Source organism: Pseudomonas sp. McL0111 (genome assembly GCF_052567255.1).
This window is the reverse complement of sequence record NZ_CP199585.1, coordinates 2,109,353-2,133,714: the sequence shown is the minus strand read 5'-3', so window position 1 is coordinate 2,133,714 and position 24,362 is coordinate 2,109,353. Positions and strand designations below refer to the sequence as shown.

Genomic DNA, 24,362 nt, shown 5'->3' with positions numbered 1-24,362 from the left:
TCGCGAGCAAGCTCGCTCCCACAAGGGTTTGCATTCCTTCAGAGGAATCCGCGCAGCTGTTAAACCGCAGCGTTATAGAACTGCTCGGTGCTCTTCTGCTCAACCAGGGCCTGTTCGATCGCGGCCTGGTGAACCTCGTCCGAATGCTCTTCGCGAGCTTCCGGCTGGATACCCAAGCGAGCAAACAACTGCATGTCCTTGTCGGCCTGCGGGTTGGCGGTGGTCAGCAGTTTGTCGCCGTAGAAAATCGAGTTGGCACCGGCGAAGAACGCCAGGGCCTGCATCTGTTCGTTCATCGCTTCGCGGCCGGCGGACAGGCGCACGTGGGATTGCGGCATCAGGATGCGTGCCACGGCGAGCATGCGAATGAAATCGAACGGGTCGATGTCTTCGGCGTTTTCCAGCGGCGTACCGGCAACCTTCACCAGCATGTTGATCGGCACCGACTCCGGATGCTCTGGCAGGTTGGCCAACTGGATCAGCAGATTGGCGCGGTCATCGAGCGACTCGCCCATACCGAGGATGCCACCGGAGCAGATCTTCATCCCCGACTCACGCACGTAGGCCAGCGTCTGCAAGCGTTCGCTGTAAGTGCGGGTGGTGATGATGCTGCCGTAGAACTCCGGCGAGGTGTCGAGGTTGTGGTTGTAGTAGTCGAGGCCGGCCTTGGCCAGCGCTTCGGTCTGGTCCTGATCGAGGCGACCGAGGGTCATGCAGGTTTCCAGACCCAAGGCTTTCACGCCTTCAACCATCTGCAGCACGTACGGCATGTCTTTGGCCGATGGATGCTTCCACGCCGCGCCCATGCAGAAACGCGTCGAGCCGATGGACTTGGCGCGGGCAGCCTCTTCGAGGACTTTCTGCACTTCCATCAGTTTTTCTTTTTCCAGACCGGTGTTGTAGTGACCGGACTGCGGACAGTACTTGCAATCTTCCGGGCAGGCGCCCGTCTTGATCGACAGCAGCGTGGAAACTTGAACCCGGTTGGCGTTGAAATGCGCGCGGTGCACCGTCTGCGCCTGGAACAGCAAGTCGTTGAAAGGCTGTACGAACAGAGCTTTGACTTCGGCCAAAGACCAGTCGTGACGCAGGGTGGCAGTGGTGCTCGCGCTCATGGGTGTTTCCTTGGTTATGCTTGGCTGGCGGCTGCGGGAACGGAATACCCACAGACGCGACACGGATGTTCGGCATATTTAAGGAAGAGCAATGCGCTGTCAACCACAGTACGAAGGTCAGGTTTACATCTGTTTAAAAAACGTACAACTCTGTTTGTTATGCAATGAGCCTGCGGATGCTCAAACGCCGCTCTGTATGGCCTGCGAAACCGAACTACCCTGGCTGGGTGATCAATGCCTGACTTGCGCGCTACCGCTACTCGCGCCCGGCATGACTTGCGGTGGTTGCCTGCATGAGCCGCCGGCTTTCGAACAGGTTGCCGTGCCGTGGGTTTACGGGTTTCCGGTGGACAGTTTGATCACTCGCTTCAAACATAGCGCCAATTGGCCGTTTGGCCACCTGCTCGCCGAAGTTCTCGGGCAATTCCTGCAACATCGCTTCGAAGAAGACTTGCCACGCCCACATGCGTTATTGCCGGTGCCGCTCGCCACCAAGCGATTGCGCCAGCGCGGTTTCAATCAGGCCAGCATGCTGGCGCGCTGGTTAGGTCAACACCTCGATCTGCCCTGCGAAGAGAATCTGCTGCAACGAATTCTCGATACCAGCGCCCAGCAGGACCTCGACGCCAAGGCGCGCCAACTCAATCTGCGCAATGCTTTTGTGCTCACACCCGACGCGCAAGTAGCAGGCCGACATCTGGCGTTGGTCGATGATGTGCTGACCACTGGAGCCACCGCTCAGGCACTGGCGCGACTGTTAATCGACGCAGGCGCCGCAAGGGTCGATGTCTATTGCCTGGCACGCACGCCAAAACCGGGTACTTGAGCAAACCACTCCTATAAAGGGATTAGCGTCGGGCTTGACTCTCGGGTCCCGAGCCGCCAACTTCAACCCCCATCGTCACAGCACAAAGCGCTCATCTATGTCCCTGCCAACCCTGTTGTCCCAGCACATCGTCCGTCGCCCGCAGCGCATCGCCCTGCTGCAACACATCGCCGAACAGGGCTCGATCACCCGCGCCGCGAAAAGCGCCGGCCTGAGTTACAAAGCGGCATGGGATGCCATTGATGAGCTGAACAACCTCGCGCAGAAACCGCTGGTGGAACGCGCGGTCGGTGGCAAGGGTGGCGGTGGCGCCAAACTGTCCAGCGAAGGCGAACGTGTCCTGCGTCTTTATCAAAAACTGCAAGCCTTGCAGGCACAAGTGCTGGAGGCCGCCGAAGATGCCAGCGACCTCGACTTGCTTGGCCGCTTGATGCTGCGCACCAGCGCCCGCAATCAGTTGCACGGCAAAGTCGTGGCAATCGAGAGCCAGGGGCGCAATGACCTGATTCGCCTGGAACTGGCCGAAGGGCTATGGATCGACGCGCAGATCACCCACGACAGCACTGTGCATCTGGAACTGCACGCGGGCACCGAAGTGGTGGCGCTGATCAAGGCCGGCTGGCTCGAACTGCTGTCCAGCGAACAACCTGCAACATCCGGTCACAATCTTCTAAACGGCACCATCGAGGCGATTCTCGATGCCGAGGACGGTCCCAGCGAAGTTCGCATCGCCCTGCCCAATGGCCAGACCCTCTGCGCCCTGGCTGAGCCGCTGCACTTGCGCACCCATGGCCTGAGTGTCGAGCAACCGGTCCGTGTGCAGTTCTCCCCTTCCAATGTGCTGATCGGCACACCGCTCTAGCTCGGCGCCCTGCAACAAAAGCGTCATCGACCCTCATTAAGGTGGCTGCAAAAACCATGCAGGGAGCCTGAGATGAGCCTGTTAGAAGAAAACCAATCCACCGATCTGGAAAAAATGGTCGGCCTGAGCCGGCGCGGTTTCATCAGCGCCGGCGCCCTGTGCGGCGCAGCGATGTTCCTCGGCGGTAGCCTGTTGAGCCGCAGTGCGCTGGCCACCGGTGTCAGCGCCGGCAACAGCCGCCTGCTCGGCTTCGACAGCATTGCCGCCGCGACCACCGACGTCATCAGTCTGCCCAAGGGCTACAAGTCTTCGGTACTGATCAGTTGGGGCCAGCCGCTGCAAAAAAACGGCCCGGCCTTCGACCCAAGCGGCAATGGCACCGCCGCTGCACAGGAAGTGCAGTTCGGCGATAACAACGACGGCATGAGCCTGTTCGCCTTTCCCGACGACAAGAACCGCGCGTTGATGGCGATCAACAACGAATACACCAACTACCGCTACCTCTACCCGCACGGCGGCATCCCGCAATCGGCCGAAGACGTGCGCAAGGCGCTGGCCTGCGAAGGCGTTTCAGTGATCGAAGTGCAGCGCAAGAACGGCCAGTGGCAGTTCGTTCAGGGCTCGCGCTACAACCGCCGTATCCACGGCAACTCGCCGCTGCGCATCAGCGGCCCGGCCGCCGGTCACGAGCTGATGAAAACCAGCGCCGACAAGCGCGGCAAGAAAGTCCTCGGCACGTTCCAGAACTGCGCCAACGGCATGACGCCGTGGGGCACGTACCTGACCTGCGAAGAGAACTTCACCGATTGCTTCGGTAGCAGCAACGCGCAACAACAATTCGACCCGGCGCAGAAGCGCTACGGCGCATCGGTTACCAGCCGGGAAATCAACTGGCACCCGTTCGACCCACGCTTCGATCTGGCCAAGAACCCCAACGAACTCAACCGTCACGGCTGGGTGGTCGAGATCGACCCGTTCGATCCGCAATCGACGCCGGTCAAACGCACCGCGCTGGGCCGCTTCAAGCATGAGAACGCCGCACTCGCCGAAACCGACGACGGGCGCGTCGTGGTGTACATGGGCGATGACGAGCGTGGCGAGTTCATCTACAAATTCGTCAGCCGCGAGCGCATCAACCATCGCAACCCGAAAGCCAACCGCGACATCCTCGATCACGGCACTTTGTACGTGGCCAAGTTCGATGCCGGCGACGGCAACCCGGATCACCCGAAAGGCCAAGGCCAGTGGATCGAACTGACCCACGGCAAAAACGGCATCGACGCCAGCAGCGGTTTTGCCGATCAGGCCGAAGTGCTGATCCACGCACGACTGGCCGCCAGCGTCGTCGGCGCCACGCGCATGGACCGCCCGGAATGGATTGTCGTCAGCCCGAAAGACGGCCAGGTCTATTGCACCCTGACCAACAACGCCAAGCGCGGTGAAGACGGTCAACCAGTGGGTGGCCCGAACCCTCGCGAGAAGAACGTCTACGGGCAGATCCTGCGCTGGCGCACCGACCGCGACGATCACGCGGCGAAAACTTTCGCCTGGGATCTGTTTGTGGTCGCCGGCAACCCGGGCGTGCATGCCGGCACGCCGAAGGGCGGATCGAAGAACATCACCCCGCAGAACATGTTCAACAGCCCGGATGGCCTGGGCTTCGACAAGGCCGGGCGTCTGTGGATTCTGACTGACGGCGATTCGAGCAATGCCGGGGACTTCGCCGGCATGGGCAACAACCAGATGCTCTGCGCCGATCCGGCGACGGGTGAAATTCGCCGGTTCATGGTCGGGCCGATTGGTTGCGAAGTGACCGGGATCAGCTTCTCGCCGGATCAGAAAACCCTGTTTGTCGGGATTCAGCATCCGGGCGAGAACGGTGGTTCGACCTTCCCTGAGCATCTGCCGAACGGCAAGCCGCGCTCGTCGGTGATGGCGATCTCCCGTGAGGACGGCGGAATCGTCGGCGCCTGACAGGCCCTTATCGCGAGCAGGCTCACTCTTACAGTGAAATGCATTCCAAATGTAGGAGTGAGCCTGCTCGCGATGGCGTCGGTTTGGACACTAACCCCCTTCCTCCCTGTCATCTGCGCTACCATGCCGGGCCGGACGCGGCAGCCTGCTGCGCGCAGGAGTCAGCATGGCCCACCCGTTTGAAACCCTCACCCCAGACCTCGTACTCGATGCTGTCGAAAGCATCGGCTTCTTGAGCGATGCGCGCATTCTGGCGCTCAACAGCTACGAAAACCGTGTCTATCAGGTTGGCATCGAAGACTCCGAACCGCTGATCGCCAAGTTCTATCGTCCGCAGCGCTGGACCAACGAAGCCATCCTCGAAGAACACAAGTTCACCTTCGAACTGGCTGACGTAGAAATCCCGGTGGTTGCGCCATTGATCCACAACGGCGAAACCCTGCACGAACACGCCGGATTCCGCTTCACCCTGTTTCCCCGTCGTGGTGGCCGGGCGCCGGAGCCGGGCAATCTCGATCAGCTGTATCGCCTCGGCCAGTTGCTCGGGCGGATTCATGCGGTCGGCGCGACCAAGCCGTTCGAACACCGTGAAGCCCTCGCCGTGCAGAACTTCGGCCACGCCTCGCTGAACACCCTGCTCGAAGGCAACTTCATTCCCAAGAGCTTGCTGCCGGCTTACGAGTCCGTGGCCCGCGATCTGCTCAAGCGGGTGGAAGACGCCTACGCCGCCACCCCGCATCAGAACATCCGTATGCACGGCGACTGCCACCCCGGCAACATGATGTGCCGTGATGAGATGTTCCACATCGTCGACCTTGACGACTGCCGCATGGGCCCGGCAGTGCAGGACATCTGGATGATGCTGGCCGGCGACCGTCAGGAATGCCTTGGGCAACTGTCGGAATTGATGGACGGCTACAACGAGTTTCACGACTTTGATCCGCGTGAACTGGCACTGATCGAACCATTGCGAGCGTTGCGCCTGATGCACTACAGCGCCTGGCTGGCACGGCGCTGGGATGACCCGGCGTTCCCGCACAGTTTTCCGTGGTTCGGCACTGAACGCTATTGGGGCGATCAGGTGTTGGCGCTGCGTGAGCAACTCTCGGCGCTCCAGGAAGAACCGCTGAAGTTATTCTGATTCACCACAAACCTTGTGGGAGCTAGCCTGCTAGCGAAAGCGGACTGACATTCAACATCGCGTTGACTGAACCAGCGCAATCGCTAGCAGGCTAGCTCCCACATGGATCTGTGTTCACAATTTTCTGACTAATCAGCTCGGACATCCGCCGACAAATCTCCTTACAATCCCTCCTTTGCCAGCTGCCCACGCAAGGATTCTGCATGCAAGCCGCCAACCCGCGTCGCGGGTACATTCTGGGCCTGACCGCCTACATCATCTGGGGCCTGTTCCCGATCTACTTCAAAGCCATTGCCGAGGTTCCGGCAGTCGAAATCATCATCCATCGGGTGCTCTGGTCGGCACTGTTCGGCGCATTGCTGCTGATGGTCTGGAAACATACGGGCTGGTTGCGCGAGCTGCTCGACAACCCCAAGCGTCTGGCAATTCTGGCATTGAGCGGCACGCTGATCGCGGCCAACTGGCTGACCTATGTGTGGTCGGTGAATAACGGGCGGATGCTCGAAGCGAGCCTCGGTTACTACATCAACCCGCTGGTCAACGTGCTGCTGGGGATGCTGATTCTTGGCGAACGCTTGCGCCGCATGCAGTGGGTTGCGGTCGGGCTGGCGGCAGTCGGTGTGGCGCAGCAGGTGTGGCAGGTCGGCAGTCTGCCGTGGGTGTCGCTGGTGCTGGCGCTGACCTTTGGGTTCTACGGGTTGATCCGTAAACAGGCGCCGGTCAAGGCGTTGCCGGGGCTGGTAGTAGAAACCTGGATGCTGGTACCGATTGCCTTTGCATGGTTGCTGTTCAATCAGACCGCAACCAGCGCTCAACCCGAGTTCTGGACGACTTCTCAAGCCTGGTGGCTGATCGCGGCCGGCCCGGTAACGTTGGTGCCGCTGGTGTGCTTCAACGCGGCCACGCGCCACTTGCCCTACACCACCATCGGTTTCCTGCAATACATCGCACCAACGCTGGTGTTGTTGCAGGCAGTGCTGCTGTTCGGTGAGCAGTTGTCATCCAGCACGCTGATAGCGTTCATGTTTATCTGGGCAGGTCTGGCGGTGTACAGCGTCGATGCGTGGATAAGTTTGCGTCGCCGCGCCTGATCAAAAAACGTACTAAGCTTCGCAGGCCACAGTTCTCGTGGCCTGCAACGTTCCTTCCCAAGGTTATCCACAAGCAGGTGCATATAAAAACTGGATAACCTGATCAGGGATCGGTGCGCAGAACCAACTCCACCATCAGATCGTCCGCCAGGGTTTCCAGGCGCGATTGCAGCACGTCCAGCGACAAGGTCAGCGGTACCGCAAGAATCGCCTCGGCGTGGAACAGCGGCTCACTGCTCATCGGTGCCGGTCGCACTTCGGTCACCAGCCGTTCCAGATTGACGCCCTGCTCGCTGAGCAATCGGGTGATGTCGCGCACGATCCCCGGGCGGTCGTTGCCCACCAGCTCCATGGCGATCGGTTTCCAGGTGCAGGATTGCTCGATACCGCTTTCGGCGATCAACACACGAATGCCATGTGCCGACAATGCCTGTAAGGCATCGACTAATTCGTCGTAAGCCTCCGCTGGCACGCCCACCCGAAGAATCCCCGCGAACTGCCCGGCCATCCGTGACATGCGGCTTTCCAGCCAGTTGCCGCCGTGCTCGGCGATGCATTGGGCAATGCGCTCGACCTGCCCGGGCTTGTCCGGGGCGAAGACGGTGAGTACGAGATGGTCCATGGCGCAGCCCTCTTGTCATGACTTTTGTTATAGAAGGGCAAGTATAGGCAAGGGACCTGATTCAGCATCCCAACACTTATGGCAACCATTTATGGCCACAGGAAAGGAGGGCCCATAGCAGGCACATAGTATTTATGTGTACAACTTTTGATATTTAGCTGGAACAATCCAATAGTTTTTTGAGAACATCCCGTGCCGCGTCGTGACCGCAATGCGTCATGGGGTCGCAGATCGACGTAATTAGTCTGATTTTCACAAGCGCAATTCATCATGTAGTATGCCGCTGCGCGCACTACATAACGCTGAATCGATGTCTGCCCAAGGCATGTTCGCAACCCTGAAAGCCCCGTCAGCAAGGCCCCAAGCCGTTGATTGGTCCCAACCCAGCCGCCAGAAATGGCATGCACTGGTTGAGGGGTTTGTGGTTTAAATGGCCAGAGGCTTCATTGTCAATTTGAAGAGCTGAAAAGCGAAATAGCTGAGCAGAGTGAGGCAAGCAATGACTGAACACGTTCAAGTCGGTGGCCTGCAGGTCGCCAAAGTCCTGTTCGACTTCGTGAACAACGAAGCCATTCCCGGTACCGGCCTCACCGCCGAAAAATTCTGGGAAGGTGCCGACAAGGTCATTCACGACCTGGCGCCGAAGAACAAAGCCCTACTCGCCAAACGCGATGACTTCCAGGCGCGCGTTGATGCCTGGCATCAGGAACGCGCCGGCCAGGCACATGACGCCGTGGCCTATAAAGCCTTCCTGCAAGAAATCGGTTATCTGCTGCCAGAAGCGGCTGATTTCCAGGCAACGACGCAAAACGTCGATGACGAAATCGCCCGTACCGCCGGCCCGCAACTCGTGGTTCCGGTGATGAACGCCCGCTTCGCTCTCAATGCTTCGAACGCCCGCTGGGGTTCGCTGTATGACGCCCTCTACGGCACCGACGCGATCAGCGATGCCGGTGGCGCAGAGAAAGGCAAAGGCTACAACAAGGCGCGTGGCGACAAAGTCATCGCCTTCGCCCGTGCATTCCTCGACGAAGCCGCGCCGTTGGCTGCTGGCTCGCACGTCGATTCCACCAAATACACCATCACCGACGGCAAATTGCAGGTCACCCTCAAGGGTGGCAGCAACACCGGCCTGCGTGACGATGCGCAACTGATCGGTTTCCAGGGCGAGGCCAGCGCGCCAATCGCGATCCTGCTGAAACACAACGGTCTGCATTTCGAAATCCAGATCGACGCCACAACCCCTGTCGGCCAGACCGACGCTGCCGGCGTCAAAGACGTCCTGATGGAAGCGGCACTGACCACCATCATGGACTGCGAAGACTCCGTGGCTGCCGTCGATGCCGACGACAAAGTGGTGATCTACCGCAACTGGCTCGGCCTGATGAAGGGCGACCTGTCGGAATCCGTTTCCAAGGGCGGCCAGACCTTCACTCGCACCATGAACCCTGACCGCACCTACACCACGGTCAACGGTGGTGAAGTGACCCTGCACGGTCGTTCGCTGTTGTTCGTGCGCAACGTTGGCCACTTGATGACCATCGACGCGATCCTCGACAAAGACGGTAACGAAGTGCCGGAAGGCATCCTCGACGGTCTGGTCACTTGCCTTGCGGCGATGCACAACCTGAACGGCAACACCTCGCGCAAAAACACCCGCACCGGTTCGGTCTACATCGTTAAACCGAAGATGCACGGTCCGGAAGAAGCCGCGTTCACCAATGAGTTGTTCGGTCGCATCGAAGACGTGCTGGACTTGAAACGCAACACGCTGAAAGTCGGGATCATGGACGAGGAGCGCCGTACCACGGTCAACCTCAAGGCGTGCATCAAGGCAGCCAGCGAGCGCGTGGTGTTCATCAACACCGGTTTCCTCGACCGTACCGGCGACGAAATCCACACCTCCATGGAAGCCGGCCCAATGGTGCGCAAGGCCGACATGAAGGCTGAGAAGTGGATCGGCGCCTACGAGAACTGGAACGTCGATATCGGTCTGAGCACTGGCCTGCAAGGTCGCGCCCAGATCGGTAAAGGCATGTGGGCCATGCCCGATCTGATGGCCGCGATGCTTGAACAGAAAATTGCTCACCCGCTGGCCGGTGCCAATACCGCCTGGGTGCCGTCGCCAACCGCGGCTGCACTGCACGCGCTGCATTACCACAAGGTTGACGTGTTCGCCCGTCAGGCCGAACTGGCCAAACGTGCTCGCGCTTCGGTGGACGACATTCTGACCATCCCGCTGGCGGTCAACCCGAACTGGACGCCAGAGCAGATCAAGAACGAACTGGACAACAACTCCCAGGGCATTCTCGGTTACGTGGTGCGCTGGATCGACCAGGGCGTCGGTTGCTCGAAAGTGCCGGACATCAATGACGTCGGCCTGATGGAAGACCGCGCAACGCTGCGTATCTCCAGCCAGCACATCGCCAACTGGCTGCGCCACGGTGTCGTCACCGAAGCGCAAGTGATGGAAAGCCTCAAGCGCATGGCGCCGGTGGTGGATCGTCAGAACGCCAACGACGCGCTGTACCGTCCGCTGGCACCGAACTTCGACAGCAACATCGCCTTCCAGGCGGCGGTCGAACTGGTGATCGAAGGCACTAAACAGCCGAACGGCTACACCGAGCCGGTGCTGCACCGTCGTCGTCGCGAGTTCAAGGCTGCCAACGGCCTGTAATCTTGCGTAGATGCCGGATGTGAAAAAGCCCTGATCCTTTTTGGATCAGGGCTTTTTTGTTGGCGCACAATCAAAAGATCGCAGCCTTCGGCAGCTCCTACAGTTGAGCTCATGTAGGAGCTGCCGAAGGCTGCGATCTTTTGATCTTCAACAGGTCACGGTTCCATCCCAAGCTCGTGTTTGACCAACGCCAGCAGCTTGTTGGTATCAATCGGCTTGAGCAGGAAATCCACCACGCTCAAATGCATTGCTGCAATCGCGTCTTTCACATCGGCATCGCCGGAAACAATGATGATCGGCATCGCCGCCCGTACTGATTCACGCACCTGACGGACCAGATCCAGGCCACCGACATTGCCCATGCGCAGATCTGTGATCACCAGACCAATCGAAGGTTTGTCTTCCAGCATCCTGAGCGCGGTTTCACCGCTGGCGGCGGTCATGCAGCGGATGCCGTCGAGCGCCAGAATCTCCGACAACAGTTCCCGGGCGTCCTTGTCGTCATCAACGATCAATACACGCTGCGGTGGCAGATCGGGTTCGAGCATCACAGCGCTGAGCGCTTCCCGCTCGGCGTCGCTCAAAATATCGTGGTCGGACATGGCTTTCTCTACATTCTCAAATCAATCCCCTAGCACAGTGGTCAGACATCGCTAAGCAGAGCTTCAATGTGCACTTCGTCGGATTTTTTTCCAAGAGGTGAACAAAGAGAATTTCCGACTGTTTGCGTAGGGCATGTCCGAAAACTCGCCAACGGTCGTCAAACCTAGACTTACGTCCAATGGGCACCCTGCGCGATGGGGCCGACCATGGCTGCAACGATCCGACAACAACAATTCGAAAAAGACTGCGGTAATGGTTATGAGTAAAGCGGACGCCTTCACCCAGGCAGGGAAAACCGCGGTATTGCAGAACATTCAGGGCACCCTGCAATTCCTCCAGCGCTTCCCGCCCTTCAATCAAATGGAACATGCCCACCTGGCGTATCTGGTGGAGCAATGCCAACTGCGTTTTTACGGCCAGGGCGAGAGCATCATCAAACCCGCCGACGGCCCGGTCGAACACTTCTACATCGTCAAACAGGGCCGGGTAGTCGGCGAGCGTCAGCACATCACCAAACCCGGGACCGAAACCACGTTTGAAATCACCACCGGCGAGTGCTTTCCCCTCGCCGCACTGCTCGGCGAACGGGCGACCCGCACCGAGCACCTGGCTGGCGAAGACACCTTCTGCCTGCAACTGAACAAACTGGCGTTCATCAAACTGTTCGCCCTCTCCAATGCCTTTCGCGATTTCGCCTTGCGCGGGGTCAGCAGCCTGCTGGATCAGGTCAACCAGCAAGTCCAGCAGAAAGCCGTGGAAACCCTTGGCACCCAATATTCGCTCAACACCCGCCTCGGCGAATTGGCCATGCGCCACCCGGTAACCTGCACGCCAGACACGCCGTTGCGTGAAGCGGTGAAGTTGATGCACGAGCAGCAAGTCGGCAGCATCGTCGCGGTGGATGAACACAAGGCGCCGCTGGGGATTTTCACCCTGCGTGATTTACGCCATGTGGTGGCTGAAGGCGTCGCCGATTTCAGCGAAGCCATCGAGCGCCACATGACCTGCTCGCCGTTCTACCTTTCGCCGGATCACAGCGCTTTTGATGCGGCGATTGCCATGACCGAACGGCACATCGCCCACGTCTGTCTGTTCAAGGATCAACGCCTGTGCGGCGTGGTCTCGGAGCGTGATCTGTTCTCGCTGCAACGAGTCGATCTGGTGCATCTGGCGCGCACGATCCGCAGCGCACAACGGGTCGAACAACTGGTGACCCTGCGTGGCGAGATCGGCCAACTGGTCGAGCGCATGCTGGCGCACGGCGCATCGTCCACGCAGATCACCCACATTATTACGTTGCTCAACGACCACACCGTGTGCCGGGTAATCGAACTGACCCTCGCCGAACGCGGCGATCCCGGCGTGCCGTTCAGTTGGCTGTGTTTCGGCAGCGAAGGCCGGCGCGAGCAGACGCTGCACACCGATCAGGACAACGGCATTCTGTTCGAAGCGCGGGACGCGGCACATGCAGCGGAGATTCGCGGCAAGCTGCTGCCGATTGCGCAGCAAATCAACCAGAGCCTGGCGCAGTGCGGCTTCACCCTGTGCAAAGGCAACATCATGGCCGGCAATCCCGAACTGTGCCTGTCCCGGGCGGAGTGGGCGCGGCGGTTTGCGGCGTTTATCCGCGAGGCGACGCCGGAGAATCTGTTGGGGTCGAGCATCTATTTCGACTTGCGTGTGGTCTGGGGCGATGAACAGGCTTGCGAACAATTGCGCCGGGGCATTCTCGATCAGGTCGGCGACAACCGATTGTTCCAGCGCATGATGGCCGACAACGCCCTGCGCAATCGTCCGCCCGTGGGGCGTTTCCGCGATTTTGTGCTGGCGCGCAAGAACGGCGAGAAAGCCACGCTGGACCTGAAAGTCCAGGGCCTCACACCCTTTGTCGATGGTGCACGTCTGCTGGCGCTGGCCAACGGCATCGATACCAACAACACTCTGGAGCGCTTCCGCCAACTGGTGGAAAAACAAGTCATCGAGCGGCTCGACGGTGCGGCCTATGAAGAGGCGTACCACTTCATTCAGCAAACGCGTATGCAGCAGCATCAGTTGCAGACCCGGGAGAATCTGCCGTATTCGAACCGGGTTGATCCCGACAGCCTCAATCATCTGGACCGGCGCATCCTGCGTGAGTCCCTGCGTCAGGCCCAACGCCTGCAAAGCAGCCTGACCTTGCGGTATCAGCTATGAGTCTGTTTTCGTGGCTGCGCCCGGCCAGTCCGGTGTTGCAGGAGGATGTGCAGCAACGGCTGTCGAGTTTGCCAACGGGTAGCGAACTGAGCGAATGCAGCCTGCGCGAACAACGCTGGGTGGTGCTGGATCTGGAAACCACCGGGCTCAACCTGAACAAGGATCGGGTGCTGTCGATTGGCGCGGTGGTGATCGAGGACGGCGCCATCGATTTCAGCCAGCAGTTCGAACGCACCCTGCAATGCCGCGAACTCAAGCTCAGCCCCAGCGTATTGATTCACGGTTTGGGGCCCAGCGCGATTGCCGCCGGTAGCGAGCCGAGCGAGGCATTGCTGGAGTTCATGGAGTTTGTCGGCGACAGTCCGTTACTGGCGTTTCATGCGCCGTTCGATCAGCACATGCTCGGCCGGGCGCTCAAGGAGCACCTGGGTTACAAATTGCAGCATGTTTTTCTCGACGTCGCCGAGATGGCGCCGCTGCTGTGTCCGCAGGCGAATATTCGTGAGGCCGGGCTGGATGAGTGGGTCGACTGGTTCCGGCTGGAAGTGTTCGAACGACACAACGCGAGTGCCGACGCGCTGGCGACGGCAGAATTGGCGTTGATCCTGTTCAGTCGCGCTCGGGCGCAGCAAATCCATAGCCCGCTGAATCTTCAACAACGCCTGAGCCAGTGGAAACGCCGGCAGCAGGCGCCGTCCTTTTAGATTATCGGCGTCAGTTCCGGCCTCTTCGCGGGCAAGCCACGCTCCCACAGGTCATGCGCTACTCCCAAAATCAGTGCAAAACCTGTGGGAGCGTGGCTTGCCCGCGAAGAACGATAACGCGGTCTCGCTGATACCACCCGACCGGTGGCCAATTGCTAAGCATTCTCACCTCTGCGAGAATCGCGATCAATTCTCGTTAGTTAACCTTTCCCAATCGGTGACCCGGTGTCGTCAGTCCCAAGCCCTCACAGTGAGCTCGTCGGTGCGTTGTATCGCGACCATCGCGGTTGGCTGCTGACGTGGCTGCGACGCAACGTGGCCTGCCCGCAGCGCGCCGAAGATCTGAGCCAGGACACTTTCGTGCGCCTGCTCGGCCGCGAAGAACTGCTGTCACCCCGCGAGCCACGGGCGTTTCTGGTGGCCATCGCCAAGGGTCTGCTGTTCGATTACTTCCGCCGCGCTGCGCTGGAACAGGCTTACCTCACCGAATTGATGCTGATCCCCGAAGGCGAACAGCCGTCGGTGGAAGAGCAACAACTGATTCTCGAAGACCTCAAGGCTATCGACCGCTTGCTCGGTAAACTGTCGACCAAGGCCCGCGCCGCTTTCCTTTATAACCGCCTCGACGGCCTCGGCCATGCCGAGATCGCCAGCAAACTCGGCGTATCGGTGCCACGGGTTCGGCAGTATCTGGCCCAGGGTATTCGCCAGTGCTACGTCGCCCTGTACGGTGAACCGACATGAGTCCGGCCAGCTCCCGCCCGGTCTCCGCCCATGTGCTGGACGCCGCGATTGCCTGGCAACTGACGCTGGATTCCAGCAGCCCGCTGGAGCGCGAAGAGTTCACCAAGTGGCACGCGGCCAATGAAGAACATGCCCGCGCCTGGCGTCAGTTGGGCATGCTCGATCAACGTTTCAGCGTCGCCAATGGCCCGGCCCGCAGTGCCCTGCTGCAATCACGCGAAGGCATCCGCCGTCGGGTGCGCAAACTTGGCAGCGGAGTGGCCAGCGTGGTTGCGGTGATGGGTCTGGCGTTGTTCGCCGGTGATCGTTATTTGCCAGTGGATTACTGGCTCGCCGATCAACGCACCGCCACTGGCGAGCAACGCACCTTGCGTCTGGCCGACGGCACTGTGCTCAACCTCAATACCCACAGCGCGGTGGATGTGCGTTTCGATGACAAGCGACGGCTGATCGTCTTGCAGGAAGGCGAAATCCTTGTCGAAACCGGTCACGGCGATGCGCGTCCGTTCATTGTCGAGACCCGCGAAGGCAGCATGCGCGCGCTGGTCACACGGTTCCTGGTCAAACGCGAGGAACAAGGCACACGCTTGAGTGTGTTGCAGTCGGCGGTGGCCGCGCACGCAGAATCCAATCCTGAAGAGCAAATCCTCCGTGAAGGCCAGCAGGTGCTGATGCGCAGCGACGGGCTGGACCCGATTCTGGCGCTCAACCCCGGCGCCGATGCGTGGACTCGCGGGATGCTGGTGGTGGATAACGCCCGGCTGGGGGATCTGGTGCATGAGCTGGGTCGCTATCGTCGTGGCTATCTGGCCGTGGCCCCGGAAGTGGCTGACTTGCGCATCACCGGCAGCTTCCCGCTGCACGACACCGACAAAGCCTTGAGCGCTCTGCTGCCGACCCTGCCGGTGCAGATCGAGCAGCACACACCGTATTGGGTGACCGTGGCCAAGGCTGATATCAAACCTGACTAATGTGGAGCCTGATAGCCCTCATCGCTGGCAAGCCAGCTCCCACAGGAATCTGCGGTGACATTAATTTTGTGAACAACACTGAAAACTGTGGGAGCTGGCTTGCCAGCGATGGGGCCAGTGGCCCACACCACAAATAGGCTATTCCTCAGGACTCAGCAGCCCTCATTTCCAAGTTAATCGAAATTATTTTCATCTAGCCCTATCACTTTTTGATTCTCGTGCGGCAGACAGGCAATTGAGAAATATTTTCATTCATGAGCCGCCGTATGTCCCGTTCGCTAGACACCTTGTTGCGCCCCAGTCTGCTGGCCGTCGCAATTGCCCTCAGCGCCCCGCTGATCAGCAGCCCGTTGCTCGCCGCTGAACAAGCGTCCAGCGTTCGCGCCTACAACCTGCCGGCTGCACCATTGGCGACCACCCTGAATCAGATCGCCAGCCAGGGCGGCCTCGCTCTGTCGCTGAGCCCTGCGCTCGCAGCGGGCAAGACCTCGGCGCCGGTAAGCGGCCAATATGATGCGGCCGGCGCGCTGCGTGCAGCGCTGCGCGGCACCGGTCTTCAGCTGGAACAAAGCAGCACCGGCACTTACACCCTCGTCGCCGTGCCGGAAGGCGTAATGGCCCTGCCGGAAACTTCGGTCATCGGCGTGGAAAACGCTGAAAGCGCCTGGGGCCCGGTTGAAGGCTACACCGCCACCCGCACCGCCGCCGGCACCAAGACCGACACCGCACTGGTTGAAGCGCCGCGTTCGATCTCGATCGCCACTCGCCAGCAAATGGAAGATCGCGGCGTACACAGCCTCGATGACGCGGTGCGTTACATGCCCGGCATCACCGCCAGCAGCTACGGCAGCGACACCCGCGCCGACTGGTTGCGCGTGCGCGGTTTCGAGCCGACTCAGTTCCTCGACGGTCTGCCGCTGCCAAAAGGCGTGTACGCCAACCCGAAACAGGAAACCTGGAACCTCGACCGCCTCGCCCTGCTGCGTGGCCCGGCCTCGTCGGTTTACGGCCAGACCCCGCCAGGCGGTTTGCTGGATATGGTCAGCCGCCGTCCGAGCGACGTCGCCAGCAGTGAAGTCCAGTTGCAATACGGCAGCGACAATCACCGTCAGATCAACTTCGCCAGCACCGGCAAGATCGACGATGCCGGCGAGTTTCTCTACGGTATCAGCGGTGTAATCCGTGACGGTGGTACCCAGATCGACCACATCGACGACAAGCGCTACAACATTGCGCCGAGCCTGACGTGGAACATCGACGACGACACCAAACTCACCCTGCTATCGCAATTCACCCGCGACGATACCGGGGTCACCAGTCAGTTCTATCCGATCCAGGGCACCAAGATCGACATGCCGTTCGGTAAAATCTCCCACCACAAAAACCTGGGCGATCCTGACTACGACTACTACGACCGCACCTACTACGCGCTCGGTTATGCCTTCGAACATCGCCTCAACGACGTGTGGCAGTTCAAGCAGAACCTGCGTTACACCAAGTCGGATCTGTCGTTCCAGACCGTGACCGTCAACAGCTACAACCCGGCCTATGCCGGTTTCACCGTTGACGATGCAGGCAACGTCGGGCGAGGCACCACCAATGTCGACGAGGACATCAGCCAGTTCGCGGTGGACAACAACTTCCAGGCCGACTTCGCTACCGGTGACATCCGCCACACGCTGCTGCTCGGTCTGGATCACCAACGCAGCAACAACAATTACACGTCGATCTTCGGTACCGCGCCGGACATCAACGTTAACAACCCGGTTTATGGTCAGCCGATCACCCGTCCTTCACGCTCATCCGCCTACTATGACTACGATCAGAAGACCTACCAGACCGGTCTGTATGTTCAAGATCAAATGGCCCTCGATCAGTGGCGCCTGACCTTGGGTGGCCGTGAAGACTGGGTACACACCAGCACCCGGTTCCTCAACAAGGGCGACGCCACCAATACCCAGCGCGACAAGGCGTTCAGCGGTAATGCGGCCATCAGCTACGTGTTTGATTCAGGTTTCGTGCCATACCTGTCGTATGCCGAATCCTTCCAGCCAACCAGCGGTGCCGATGCCACCTCCACCGGTTCGCTCAAACCAACCGAAGGCAAGCAGTGGGAACTGGGCATCAAGTACCAGCCACCGGGCAGCAAGACCCTGTTGAGCGCCGCCGTGTATGACCTCACCCAGAAGAACGTCTCGGTCAACACCTTCGTCGATGGCATATCGATCACCAGCCAGACCGGCGAAGTGAAAGTCAAAGGCCTGGAACTGGAAGCGGTCTCGGACGTTACCGATAACCTGAAAGTCATCGCCGCCTACACCTTGGCCAAATCTGAAGTGCAGAACGGCGTCGACAAGGGCAATCGCCTGCAACTGATGCCCAACCAGCAAGCCTCGCTGTGGACCGACTACACCTGGCATGCCGGCGTACTCGACGGCTTCGGCATCGGCGGCGGTGTGCGTTACACCGGCAACACCTACGGTGACAAGGCCAACACCTGGCTGGGCAAGGCTGACGCTTACACCGTGTTCGACGCTGCCGTGCATTACGACCTCGGTCGTCTGGACAACAGTCTCAAAGGCGCGTCGCTGGCACTCAACGCGACCAACCTGTTCGACAAGGACTACATTTCCACCTGCGACGGTTTCTATTGCTACTACGGCGACCAGCGCAGCGTCATCGCCAGCGCCACCTACAAGTGGTAAGCGACAGAGCTGAAACAGGCCCTGTAACCAGGCCGTCCCTCGTGGACGGCTTTGGTGTTTTTGAAGGTCATGAAATGAAAAGTAAAACAATTCGTCGCTGGTCGTTCATCCACACCTGGACCAGCCTGATCTGCACCGTGTTTTTGCTGATGCTGGCATTGACCGGTTTGCCGCTGATTTTCCATCACGAGATCGACCATCTGCTCGGCGATGCGCCGCAGGTGCGCGAGATGCCGGCCGACACGCCGCGCCTGAATCTGGCGCAACTGGTGCAAGCCGCAGAAAAACACCGCCCCGACGAAGTCGTGCAGTACTTCGGTTTCGAGGACGACGAGCCCAACGCCGTGCTGACAATCATGGCAAAAACCGCCGGCACCGAACCGAATTCCTCGCACACCTTCATGCTCGATGCGCGCACCGGTGAAGCGCTGGAAACGCCTTCAGCCAATGGCGGCGTGATGCTGTTCATCCTGCGCATGCATGTCGATATGTTTGCCGGATTGCCCGGCAAGTTGCTGCTGGCGTTCATGGGTTTGCTGTTTGTGGTCGCGATTGTTTCCGGGACGGTGCTGTACCTGCCGTTCATGCGCCGGTTGAAATTCGGCACCGTGCGCCAGGACAAATCCACCCGCCTGCGTTGGCTCGATCTGCACAACCTGATCGGCGTGGTCACCCTGGCCTGGGCGCTGACGGTCGGCGTGACCGGCGTGATCAGCGCCTGCGCCGACTTGATCATCGCCGCATGGCGCAGCGACACCCTGACCGCGATGGTCGAGCCGTACCGCGATGCGCCACCGCTGACGCAACTGGCCCCGGCCACTCGCCTGCTGGACATCGCCCGAGAAGTCGCACCGGGTATGAACCCGGATTTCATTGCCTTTCCCGGTACGCGCTTTTCCAGCGAGCACCATTACTCGGTATTCATGAAGGGCGGCACGCATCTGACTTCGCATCTGCTGACGCCGGTATTGATCGACGCCAGCACGCTGCAAGTCACCGCCGTGGCTGAGCGTCCGTGGTACATGGACGTCATGGGCATGTCGCAACCGCTGCACTTCGGGGACTACGGCGGCATGCCGATGAAAATCCTCTGGGCCACGCTCGATGTGCTGACCATCATCGTCCTCGGCAGTGGCGTGTATCTGTGGCTGGTGCGGCGCAAAGCGGCGAAACCTGTGCTGGAAACGGCGGAGGCCTCTGCATGAAGCCGCGTCAGTCGAATTTCTGGAAGGTCTTCAGCACACCGCTGGTGATTGCGCTACTGACTGCGGCGGGGTTGTTTGCCGCGTTGTTGGGGGATGGGATCTGGGACAGTCTGGGCTGGGTCGGACTGGGTGTGCCGGCTTATCTGGCATTGAAGGGATTACTGCGGCGCGGGTGATGGCCTCTTCGCTGGCAAGCCAGCTCCCACAGTTTTTTGTGGTGAACACATATGACCGGTTCACCCGAGAGTCCTGTGGGAGCTGGCTTGCCAGCGAAGGCGATCTCATCAACACCATCAATTCCTCGCCAGCCACCCAGGATCTGTCTAGGCTAACGGCTCTTCGATGACCACCGAGGTTTGCCAATGTCCGCCCCCAGCATGACCCTGTTCCACAACACCCTCTCGCCATTCGTGCGCAAAGTGATGGTGCTGCTTTACGAGACCGGCCAACAGGATCGCGTCGCGTTGCAGGACTGCGTCCTCACCCCGGTCAATCCTGATCCGGCGCTGAATGCGGACAACCCGTTGGGCAAGATCCCGGCCTTGCGTCTGGCCGACGGCAACGTCATCCATGACAGCCGGGTTATCCTCGAATACCTCGACAGTCAACACGTCGGAAACCCGCTGATCCCCCGCGAAGGCCCGGCCCGCTGGCGGCGCCTTACCCTGGCCTCGATGGCCGACGGGATCATGGACGCCTCGGTGATGGTGCGTTACGAACTGGTCCTGCGCGCCCCGGAAAAACATTGGGACGAATGGCTCGACGCCCAGCGCGACAAAATCCGTCGTGCCCTCGCCGTGCTGGAAGCCGAGGCGATTGCCGAGCTGACCAGCCATTTCGATGTAGCCGCGATCAGCGTTGCCTGCGCCTTGGGTTATATCGATCTACGCCACGCGGACCTGGACTGGCGCACGGCCAATCCACAACTGGCCAACTGGTTCTTTGAGGTAAGCCAGCGACCGTCCATGGTCGCGACTATGCCCAAGCCTTAAATAGTCGGCGCCTGCTCCGGCCTCATCGCTGGCAAGCCAGCTCCCACATTGGAATTGGGTAAGACAGAGAGATCTGATTCAGCACAAATCCCTTGGGAGCTGCACCCCATGTTGGTTGTGGGTTGGATTGGAATGTTCTGAATCGACACAAATCCTGTGGGAGCTGGCTTGCCAGCGATTGCACCACCTCGGCTCCGGCGGCAGTGACGCAAAAATCAGCGTCACCAACACCTCCACCTCCCGCTGGTCCTCACGCAACCCGCTCATTGCATCGTCCCCACATCAAACTCCAACGGCTTGCCCGGCTTCTGCCCGATCCCGTACCAGTCGAGTTTGCGCGTCAGCACCATGAACACACCCAGCAAACCGAACAGCAGCAACGAGCCCATCAGCAGCGCGTAATCCTCGGCACTCAACAAGCCATACAGCAAGCCATACAACGCCGCCAATCCCGCCGAGAAACTCAAACCATGGCGCACGCTGCGCAACACATGGCAGACATAAAACCCGATCAACAACACACAACCACTCGCCGACAACAGATACGCCAAGGTAAAGCCGATGTGTTCCGACAGCGACAGCAGCAACAGATAAAAGAACGCCAGCGCCACACCGACCAATGCGTATTGCACCGGGTGTACCGCCAGACTCTTGAGCACTTCGAACAGGAAGAATCCGGCAAACGTCAGCACGATGAACAGCAAGGCGTATTTGATCGCCCGATCACTCTTAAGGTACTGATCCACCGGATCGATGAAACTCACCCCAAAGCTGCGGCCATTGAACGCATCGCAATCGTTGCTGTTGACGCAACGGCTCATGGCGTCTTGCAGGTTGGTCGAGAAGAACGTGGTCTGCCAATCGGCACTGAAACCGGCATCGCTGATTTCGCGCTTGGCCGGCAGGAAGTTGCCGACAAAACTAGGATGCGGCCAGTTGGCAGTCAGGCTCACGCTGCTGGACTTGCCCACCGGCAGCACCTGCAACGAACCGGTGCCTTGCAGGCGCAGGTCAAAACCGAATGCCAGTTGCGTGGTTTTGCTGGTGTCCAGCAACGGTAACGTCACCCGCACCCCCTCGCCCAGCCAGCCGACTTGGGTGCCCGGAACGAAGTCCAGACGTTGGCCATCGAGTTCCAGTTTCAGGGCATTTTCGATCCCGCGAATGTCGCTGATACCGACTGCGAGAAATGGCGCGTCAAACCGGTAATCGCTGAAGTCCTCCTGAATTCCCAACTGCGCCGGCAACGAAAAATTCCCGCTGATGCGATTGTCAGCGTGGAACAGCCGCGCCTCGTAAATGCCCCGTGCGCGCAATTCGGTCTGCACCTGGCCATCGAGTTCGAAACGCTCCGGCAGGAAGTACAGACGCCCACGTTCTTCACTAGGCTCGTCATAACGCTGGTTGGTTTTGTCGTTGATTTTCCAGTTGTGGATAACTTTGCGATACGGCACCACCATCACCGGTCCGCTCACCTGCTGGCTGTAACTGGAACTGCGGGCGATGTCTTCAAGCACGCCGTCGCGCAGTTGCTGGCGATCATCGATAACCCCGTCGATCATCAGCAACGGCACCAGCAACAGCAGGATCAGCAGGGCAATGGCCCCGAGTTTCATCGTCAGATTCTTGTTCATGGGACTCTCCCTGTTTTGATGGGCAGAGTCTGGTTTGCGGGTATGGGGGCTTTGTGGGGGGAATGTGGAGATTGTGTGGAGACTGTTCTGGCCTCATCGCTGGCAAGCCAGCTCCCACAGTGATTTGGATGTACCCAATGTTTGCATCCGACGCAAAAACCTGTGGAAGCGGGCTTGCCCGCGAAGGCCGCGACTCGGTTTCAAGGCAGGCGCAATGTCACTTCCACGCCGCCCTCAATATTGCCGATGCTCATCGACCCGCCATGCAACTTCACCACCTCTTCAACAAAGTTCAGCCCCAACCCGGTGCTTTTGCGCCCGCTGTCCGGGCGCGGCAAGGAGTAAAAGCGCTCGGTGAGACGCGGCAACGCATAGTCGGGAATTGACGCCGTTTCATTGAACAGCCGAAACTCGATCAACTCACCCACCCGCTCGGCACTGAAGCGCAACCAGCCCTGCAGCGGGGTGAAATCCAGCGCATTTTCCAGCAGATTACCCAACGCTTGGCGCAGCAGAAACGGCTCACCAACCAGCGCCAAATCCGCCGCAATCGCCTGTTCGATCCGCAGTTGCCGGCCTTCAATCCGCGCCGCCTGCGCCTGCAACAACTCATCGACCAACGCCGCCAGTGGCACCGCAACCCGCTCCTCCAACCCCTGACGTTGCTCGACTTGCGCCAGATTCAGCAGCCGTTCGATCAATTGCTGCATCCGCGCACTTTCGCTGTCGATGTTGCCGACGAACCGCGAACGCTGCTCCGGCGACATATCGCTGTGCAGCAACTCCGCCGCCCCACGAATTGCCGCCAGCGGGCTCTTCAGTTCATGGGTCAACGTGTGCACGTAACGCTCGACGTAGGCCTTGCCTTCGAGCTGAGTGCGCATCTGTTCCACGGCTGTCGCCAGTTGCTCCAACTCGCCGCCGCGATAATGCGGCACCTCCACGCGGCGCCCTTCACTCACGGCTTGGGCGTAACCGGTCAGGCGATGCAGCGCACGACTCAGCCACCACGACAACAATGCGCCGAACAACAAGCCGAGGCCGATCAGTCCGGCGCCGTAAAACAGCAATCGCCGTTCAGTGCGATCAACGTAAGGCTGCAATGAGCTATTAGGCTTGGCCACGGTGACCACGCCGATGATCTGGCCGTTATCGCGGATCGGTGCGCCAACGTGCATCACCGACGAACTCGCGTTATTCGGATCGCTGCGCGTGGAGCGCGCGCCGTACTCGCCGCGCAGGGTCAGGTAGACGTCGTTCCAGCGCGAATAGTCCTGACCAACCGCGACACCGCTGGAATCCAGCACGACGATGCCTTTGGCGTCAGTGACGTAGATGCGATGGTTGACCTGATTTTTCGGCAAACCCCAGATCGTCGCTTTTGGCTGGCGATCACCATAGGCGCGAAGCAATTCGGGCCAGCGGTTCTCGCTGAGGGTGCCGGCCTTGAAATCGTCACGAAGTATTTCCGCCATCAGATTAGCGGTGTCGACCAGGGTTTCTTCGGTGGACTGGCGTACTCCGGGACGGATTTCTTCCATCACCGTATTGAGTACGAAATAACCGGTCAGGCCGACAAACAGCACATACACAAAAAAAATCCGCAGCCCCAAGGACATCAGCTATGCCCCGGGCTGTAGCTGTAACCGAGGCCGCGATGGGTCTGGATCGGCTCGGCCTCGGCGCGCACCAGACGCAATTTTGCACGCACGCTTTTGATATGGCTGTCGATGCTGCGCTCGTACCCGGCATCGGCGGCGATACCCAGCGCATCGAGCAATTGCTCGCGACTGAAAACCCGCTCGGGTTGTTCGAGCAAGCATTGCAACAGGCGGAATTCGTGACGAGTCAGGCTCAAGGGCTGGCCACGATAGATGATCTGCACGCGCTCGGGATCGATGCGAAACAGCGCCGAAGTTGCCTCAATCTGCGGGCGCGGGGCCATGCGCTTGAGGATCGCCCGCACTCGCGCCGCGACTTCCCGGGGGCTGAACGGCTTGACCACGTAATTGTCGGCGCCGATCTCCAGGCCTACGACGCGGTCGATCTCGGCATCCCGTGCACTGAGGAACAACACCGGCACTTCGCTGAAACGCCGCAGCTGTTTGCAGGTTTCAAAACCGCTGATGTCCGGCAGACCGATGTCGAGAATGATCAGGTCGGCCGGCGTCTGCCGTTGATGCTCAAGCGCAGCCTCGCCGAGGCTCAGCCACGTGGTTCCGAACCCCTCGCCCTGCAAGGCAAATATCAGCGTGTCGGCAATTGCCGCTTCGTCTTCGACAATCAGAATATGAGGCATGGCG

At 59.8% G+C, this 24,362-nt stretch carries 20 protein-coding genes; 14 read left to right on the top strand and 6 right to left on the bottom strand.

Features of this window, described 5'->3' with window-relative positions; translation table 11 throughout:
- Positions 1 to 59 precede the first annotated feature (59 nt).
- Positions 60 to 1,115: a biotin synthase BioB gene (gene bioB / locus ACTWLJ_RS09640; protein ID WP_401216461.1), complete on the bottom strand. Its 1,056-nt coding sequence runs from the start codon at positions 1,113 to 1,115 to the stop codon at positions 60 to 62.
- 91 nt (positions 1,116 to 1,206) lie between these two features.
- Between bioB and ACTWLJ_RS09635 the strand changes: the two genes are divergently transcribed.
- The 5 genes from ACTWLJ_RS09635 (at position 1,207) to rarD (ending at position 7,009) form a co-directional block, all read left to right on the top strand.
- Positions 1,207 to 1,941, top strand: a complete 735-nt coding sequence (locus ACTWLJ_RS09635) for a ComF family protein (RefSeq protein ID WP_445180678.1) — start codon at positions 1,207 to 1,209, stop codon at positions 1,939 to 1,941.
- Between the two features lie 97 nt (positions 1,942 to 2,038).
- On the top strand, positions 2,039 to 2,803 hold the full coding sequence (locus tag ACTWLJ_RS09630) for a TOBE domain-containing protein (RefSeq protein ID WP_401216463.1): 765 nt from the start codon (positions 2,039 to 2,041) through the stop codon (positions 2,801 to 2,803).
- 72 nt (positions 2,804 to 2,875) lie between these two features.
- The gene (locus tag ACTWLJ_RS09625; protein WP_445180677.1) at positions 2,876 to 4,777 is read left to right on the top strand and encodes a PhoX family protein; all 1,902 of its coding nucleotides are present in this window, start codon (positions 2,876 to 2,878) and stop codon (positions 4,775 to 4,777) included.
- Between the two features lie 166 nt (positions 4,778 to 4,943).
- Positions 4,944 to 5,918: a serine/threonine protein kinase gene (locus ACTWLJ_RS09620; protein ID WP_445180676.1), complete on the top strand. Its 975-nt coding sequence runs from the start codon at positions 4,944 to 4,946 to the stop codon at positions 5,916 to 5,918.
- A gap of 203 nt (positions 5,919 to 6,121) precedes the next feature.
- Positions 6,122 to 7,009 (top strand): EamA family transporter RarD, encoded by an 888-nt coding sequence (rarD, locus tag ACTWLJ_RS09615; RefSeq protein WP_445180675.1) that lies wholly within the window; start codon positions 6,122 to 6,124, stop codon positions 7,007 to 7,009.
- A 103-nt stretch (positions 7,010 to 7,112) separates the two neighbouring features.
- Here rarD and ACTWLJ_RS09610 read toward each other — a convergent pair whose 3' ends face one another.
- Complete coding sequence (locus ACTWLJ_RS09610) at positions 7,113 to 7,631, bottom strand: glycine cleavage system protein R (protein WP_401216467.1); 519 nt, start codon at positions 7,629 to 7,631, stop codon at positions 7,113 to 7,115.
- A gap of 499 nt (positions 7,632 to 8,130) precedes the next feature.
- Between ACTWLJ_RS09610 and ACTWLJ_RS09605 the strand changes: the two genes are divergently transcribed.
- Positions 8,131 to 10,308, top strand: a complete 2,178-nt coding sequence (locus ACTWLJ_RS09605; protein WP_445180674.1) for a malate synthase G — start codon at positions 8,131 to 8,133, stop codon at positions 10,306 to 10,308.
- Positions 10,309 to 10,463: 155 nt separating this feature from the next.
- On the opposite strand, the gene ACTWLJ_RS09600 is transcribed toward ACTWLJ_RS09605, so the two are convergent.
- Positions 10,464 to 10,910, bottom strand: coding sequence for a response regulator (locus ACTWLJ_RS09600; protein ID WP_401216470.1), 447 nt, complete (start codon positions 10,908 to 10,910; stop codon positions 10,464 to 10,466).
- 259 nt (positions 10,911 to 11,169) lie between these two features.
- Here ACTWLJ_RS09600 and ACTWLJ_RS09595 point away from each other — a divergent pair, with 259 nt between their 5' ends.
- From ACTWLJ_RS09595 to ACTWLJ_RS09560, 8 genes are all read left to right on the top strand, one after another.
- Positions 11,170 to 13,104: a DUF294 nucleotidyltransferase-like domain-containing protein gene (locus ACTWLJ_RS09595; protein ID WP_445180673.1), complete on the top strand. Its 1,935-nt coding sequence runs from the start codon at positions 11,170 to 11,172 to the stop codon at positions 13,102 to 13,104.
- Positions 13,101 to 13,808, top strand: coding sequence for a 3'-5' exonuclease (locus ACTWLJ_RS09590; protein ID WP_445180672.1), 708 nt, complete (start codon positions 13,101 to 13,103; stop codon positions 13,806 to 13,808). Before ACTWLJ_RS09595 ends, ACTWLJ_RS09590 begins: the two co-directional genes overlap by 4 nt.
- A gap of 225 nt (positions 13,809 to 14,033) precedes the next feature.
- Positions 14,034 to 14,552 carry an RNA polymerase sigma factor gene (locus ACTWLJ_RS09585; RefSeq protein ID WP_401216473.1) on the top strand — a complete coding sequence of 173 codons (519 nt, stop codon included), beginning with the start codon at positions 14,034 to 14,036 and terminating at the stop codon, positions 14,550 to 14,552.
- On the top strand, positions 14,549 to 15,523 hold the full coding sequence (locus tag ACTWLJ_RS09580; protein ID WP_445180671.1) for a FecR domain-containing protein: 975 nt from the start codon (positions 14,549 to 14,551) through the stop codon (positions 15,521 to 15,523). Before ACTWLJ_RS09585 ends, ACTWLJ_RS09580 begins: the two co-directional genes overlap by 4 nt.
- 266 nt (positions 15,524 to 15,789) lie before the next feature.
- Positions 15,790 to 18,228 (top strand): TonB-dependent siderophore receptor, encoded by a 2,439-nt coding sequence (locus ACTWLJ_RS09575; protein WP_445180670.1) that lies wholly within the window; start codon positions 15,790 to 15,792, stop codon positions 18,226 to 18,228.
- 74 nt (positions 18,229 to 18,302) lie between these two features.
- Complete coding sequence (locus ACTWLJ_RS09570; protein WP_445180669.1) at positions 18,303 to 19,433, top strand: PepSY-associated TM helix domain-containing protein; 1,131 nt, start codon at positions 18,303 to 18,305, stop codon at positions 19,431 to 19,433.
- Positions 19,430 to 19,609 (top strand): hypothetical protein, encoded by a 180-nt coding sequence (locus ACTWLJ_RS09565; protein WP_445180668.1) that lies wholly within the window; start codon positions 19,430 to 19,432, stop codon positions 19,607 to 19,609. Before ACTWLJ_RS09570 ends, ACTWLJ_RS09565 begins: the two co-directional genes overlap by 4 nt.
- A gap of 186 nt (positions 19,610 to 19,795) precedes the next feature.
- Complete coding sequence (locus tag ACTWLJ_RS09560; protein WP_445180667.1) at positions 19,796 to 20,425, top strand: glutathione S-transferase; 630 nt, start codon at positions 19,796 to 19,798, stop codon at positions 20,423 to 20,425.
- Positions 20,426 to 20,688: 263 nt separating this feature from the next.
- On the opposite strand, the gene creD is transcribed toward ACTWLJ_RS09560, so the two are convergent.
- The 3 genes from creD to creB form a co-directional block, all read right to left on the bottom strand.
- A complete protein-coding gene (creD, locus tag ACTWLJ_RS09555) occupies positions 20,689 to 22,059 on the bottom strand; it encodes a cell envelope integrity protein CreD (RefSeq protein WP_445180666.1) in 1,371 nt (456 codons plus the stop codon).
- A gap of 200 nt (positions 22,060 to 22,259) precedes the next feature.
- Positions 22,260 to 23,678: a two-component system sensor histidine kinase CreC gene (gene creC / locus ACTWLJ_RS09550; RefSeq protein WP_445180665.1), complete on the bottom strand. Its 1,419-nt coding sequence runs from the start codon at positions 23,676 to 23,678 to the stop codon at positions 22,260 to 22,262.
- Positions 23,678 to 24,358: a two-component system response regulator CreB gene (gene creB / locus ACTWLJ_RS09545; protein WP_445180664.1), complete on the bottom strand. Its 681-nt coding sequence runs from the start codon at positions 24,356 to 24,358 to the stop codon at positions 23,678 to 23,680. The genes creC and creB overlap by 1 nt, the downstream gene beginning before the upstream one ends.
- Between the last annotated feature and the right edge of the window lie 4 nt (positions 24,359 to 24,362).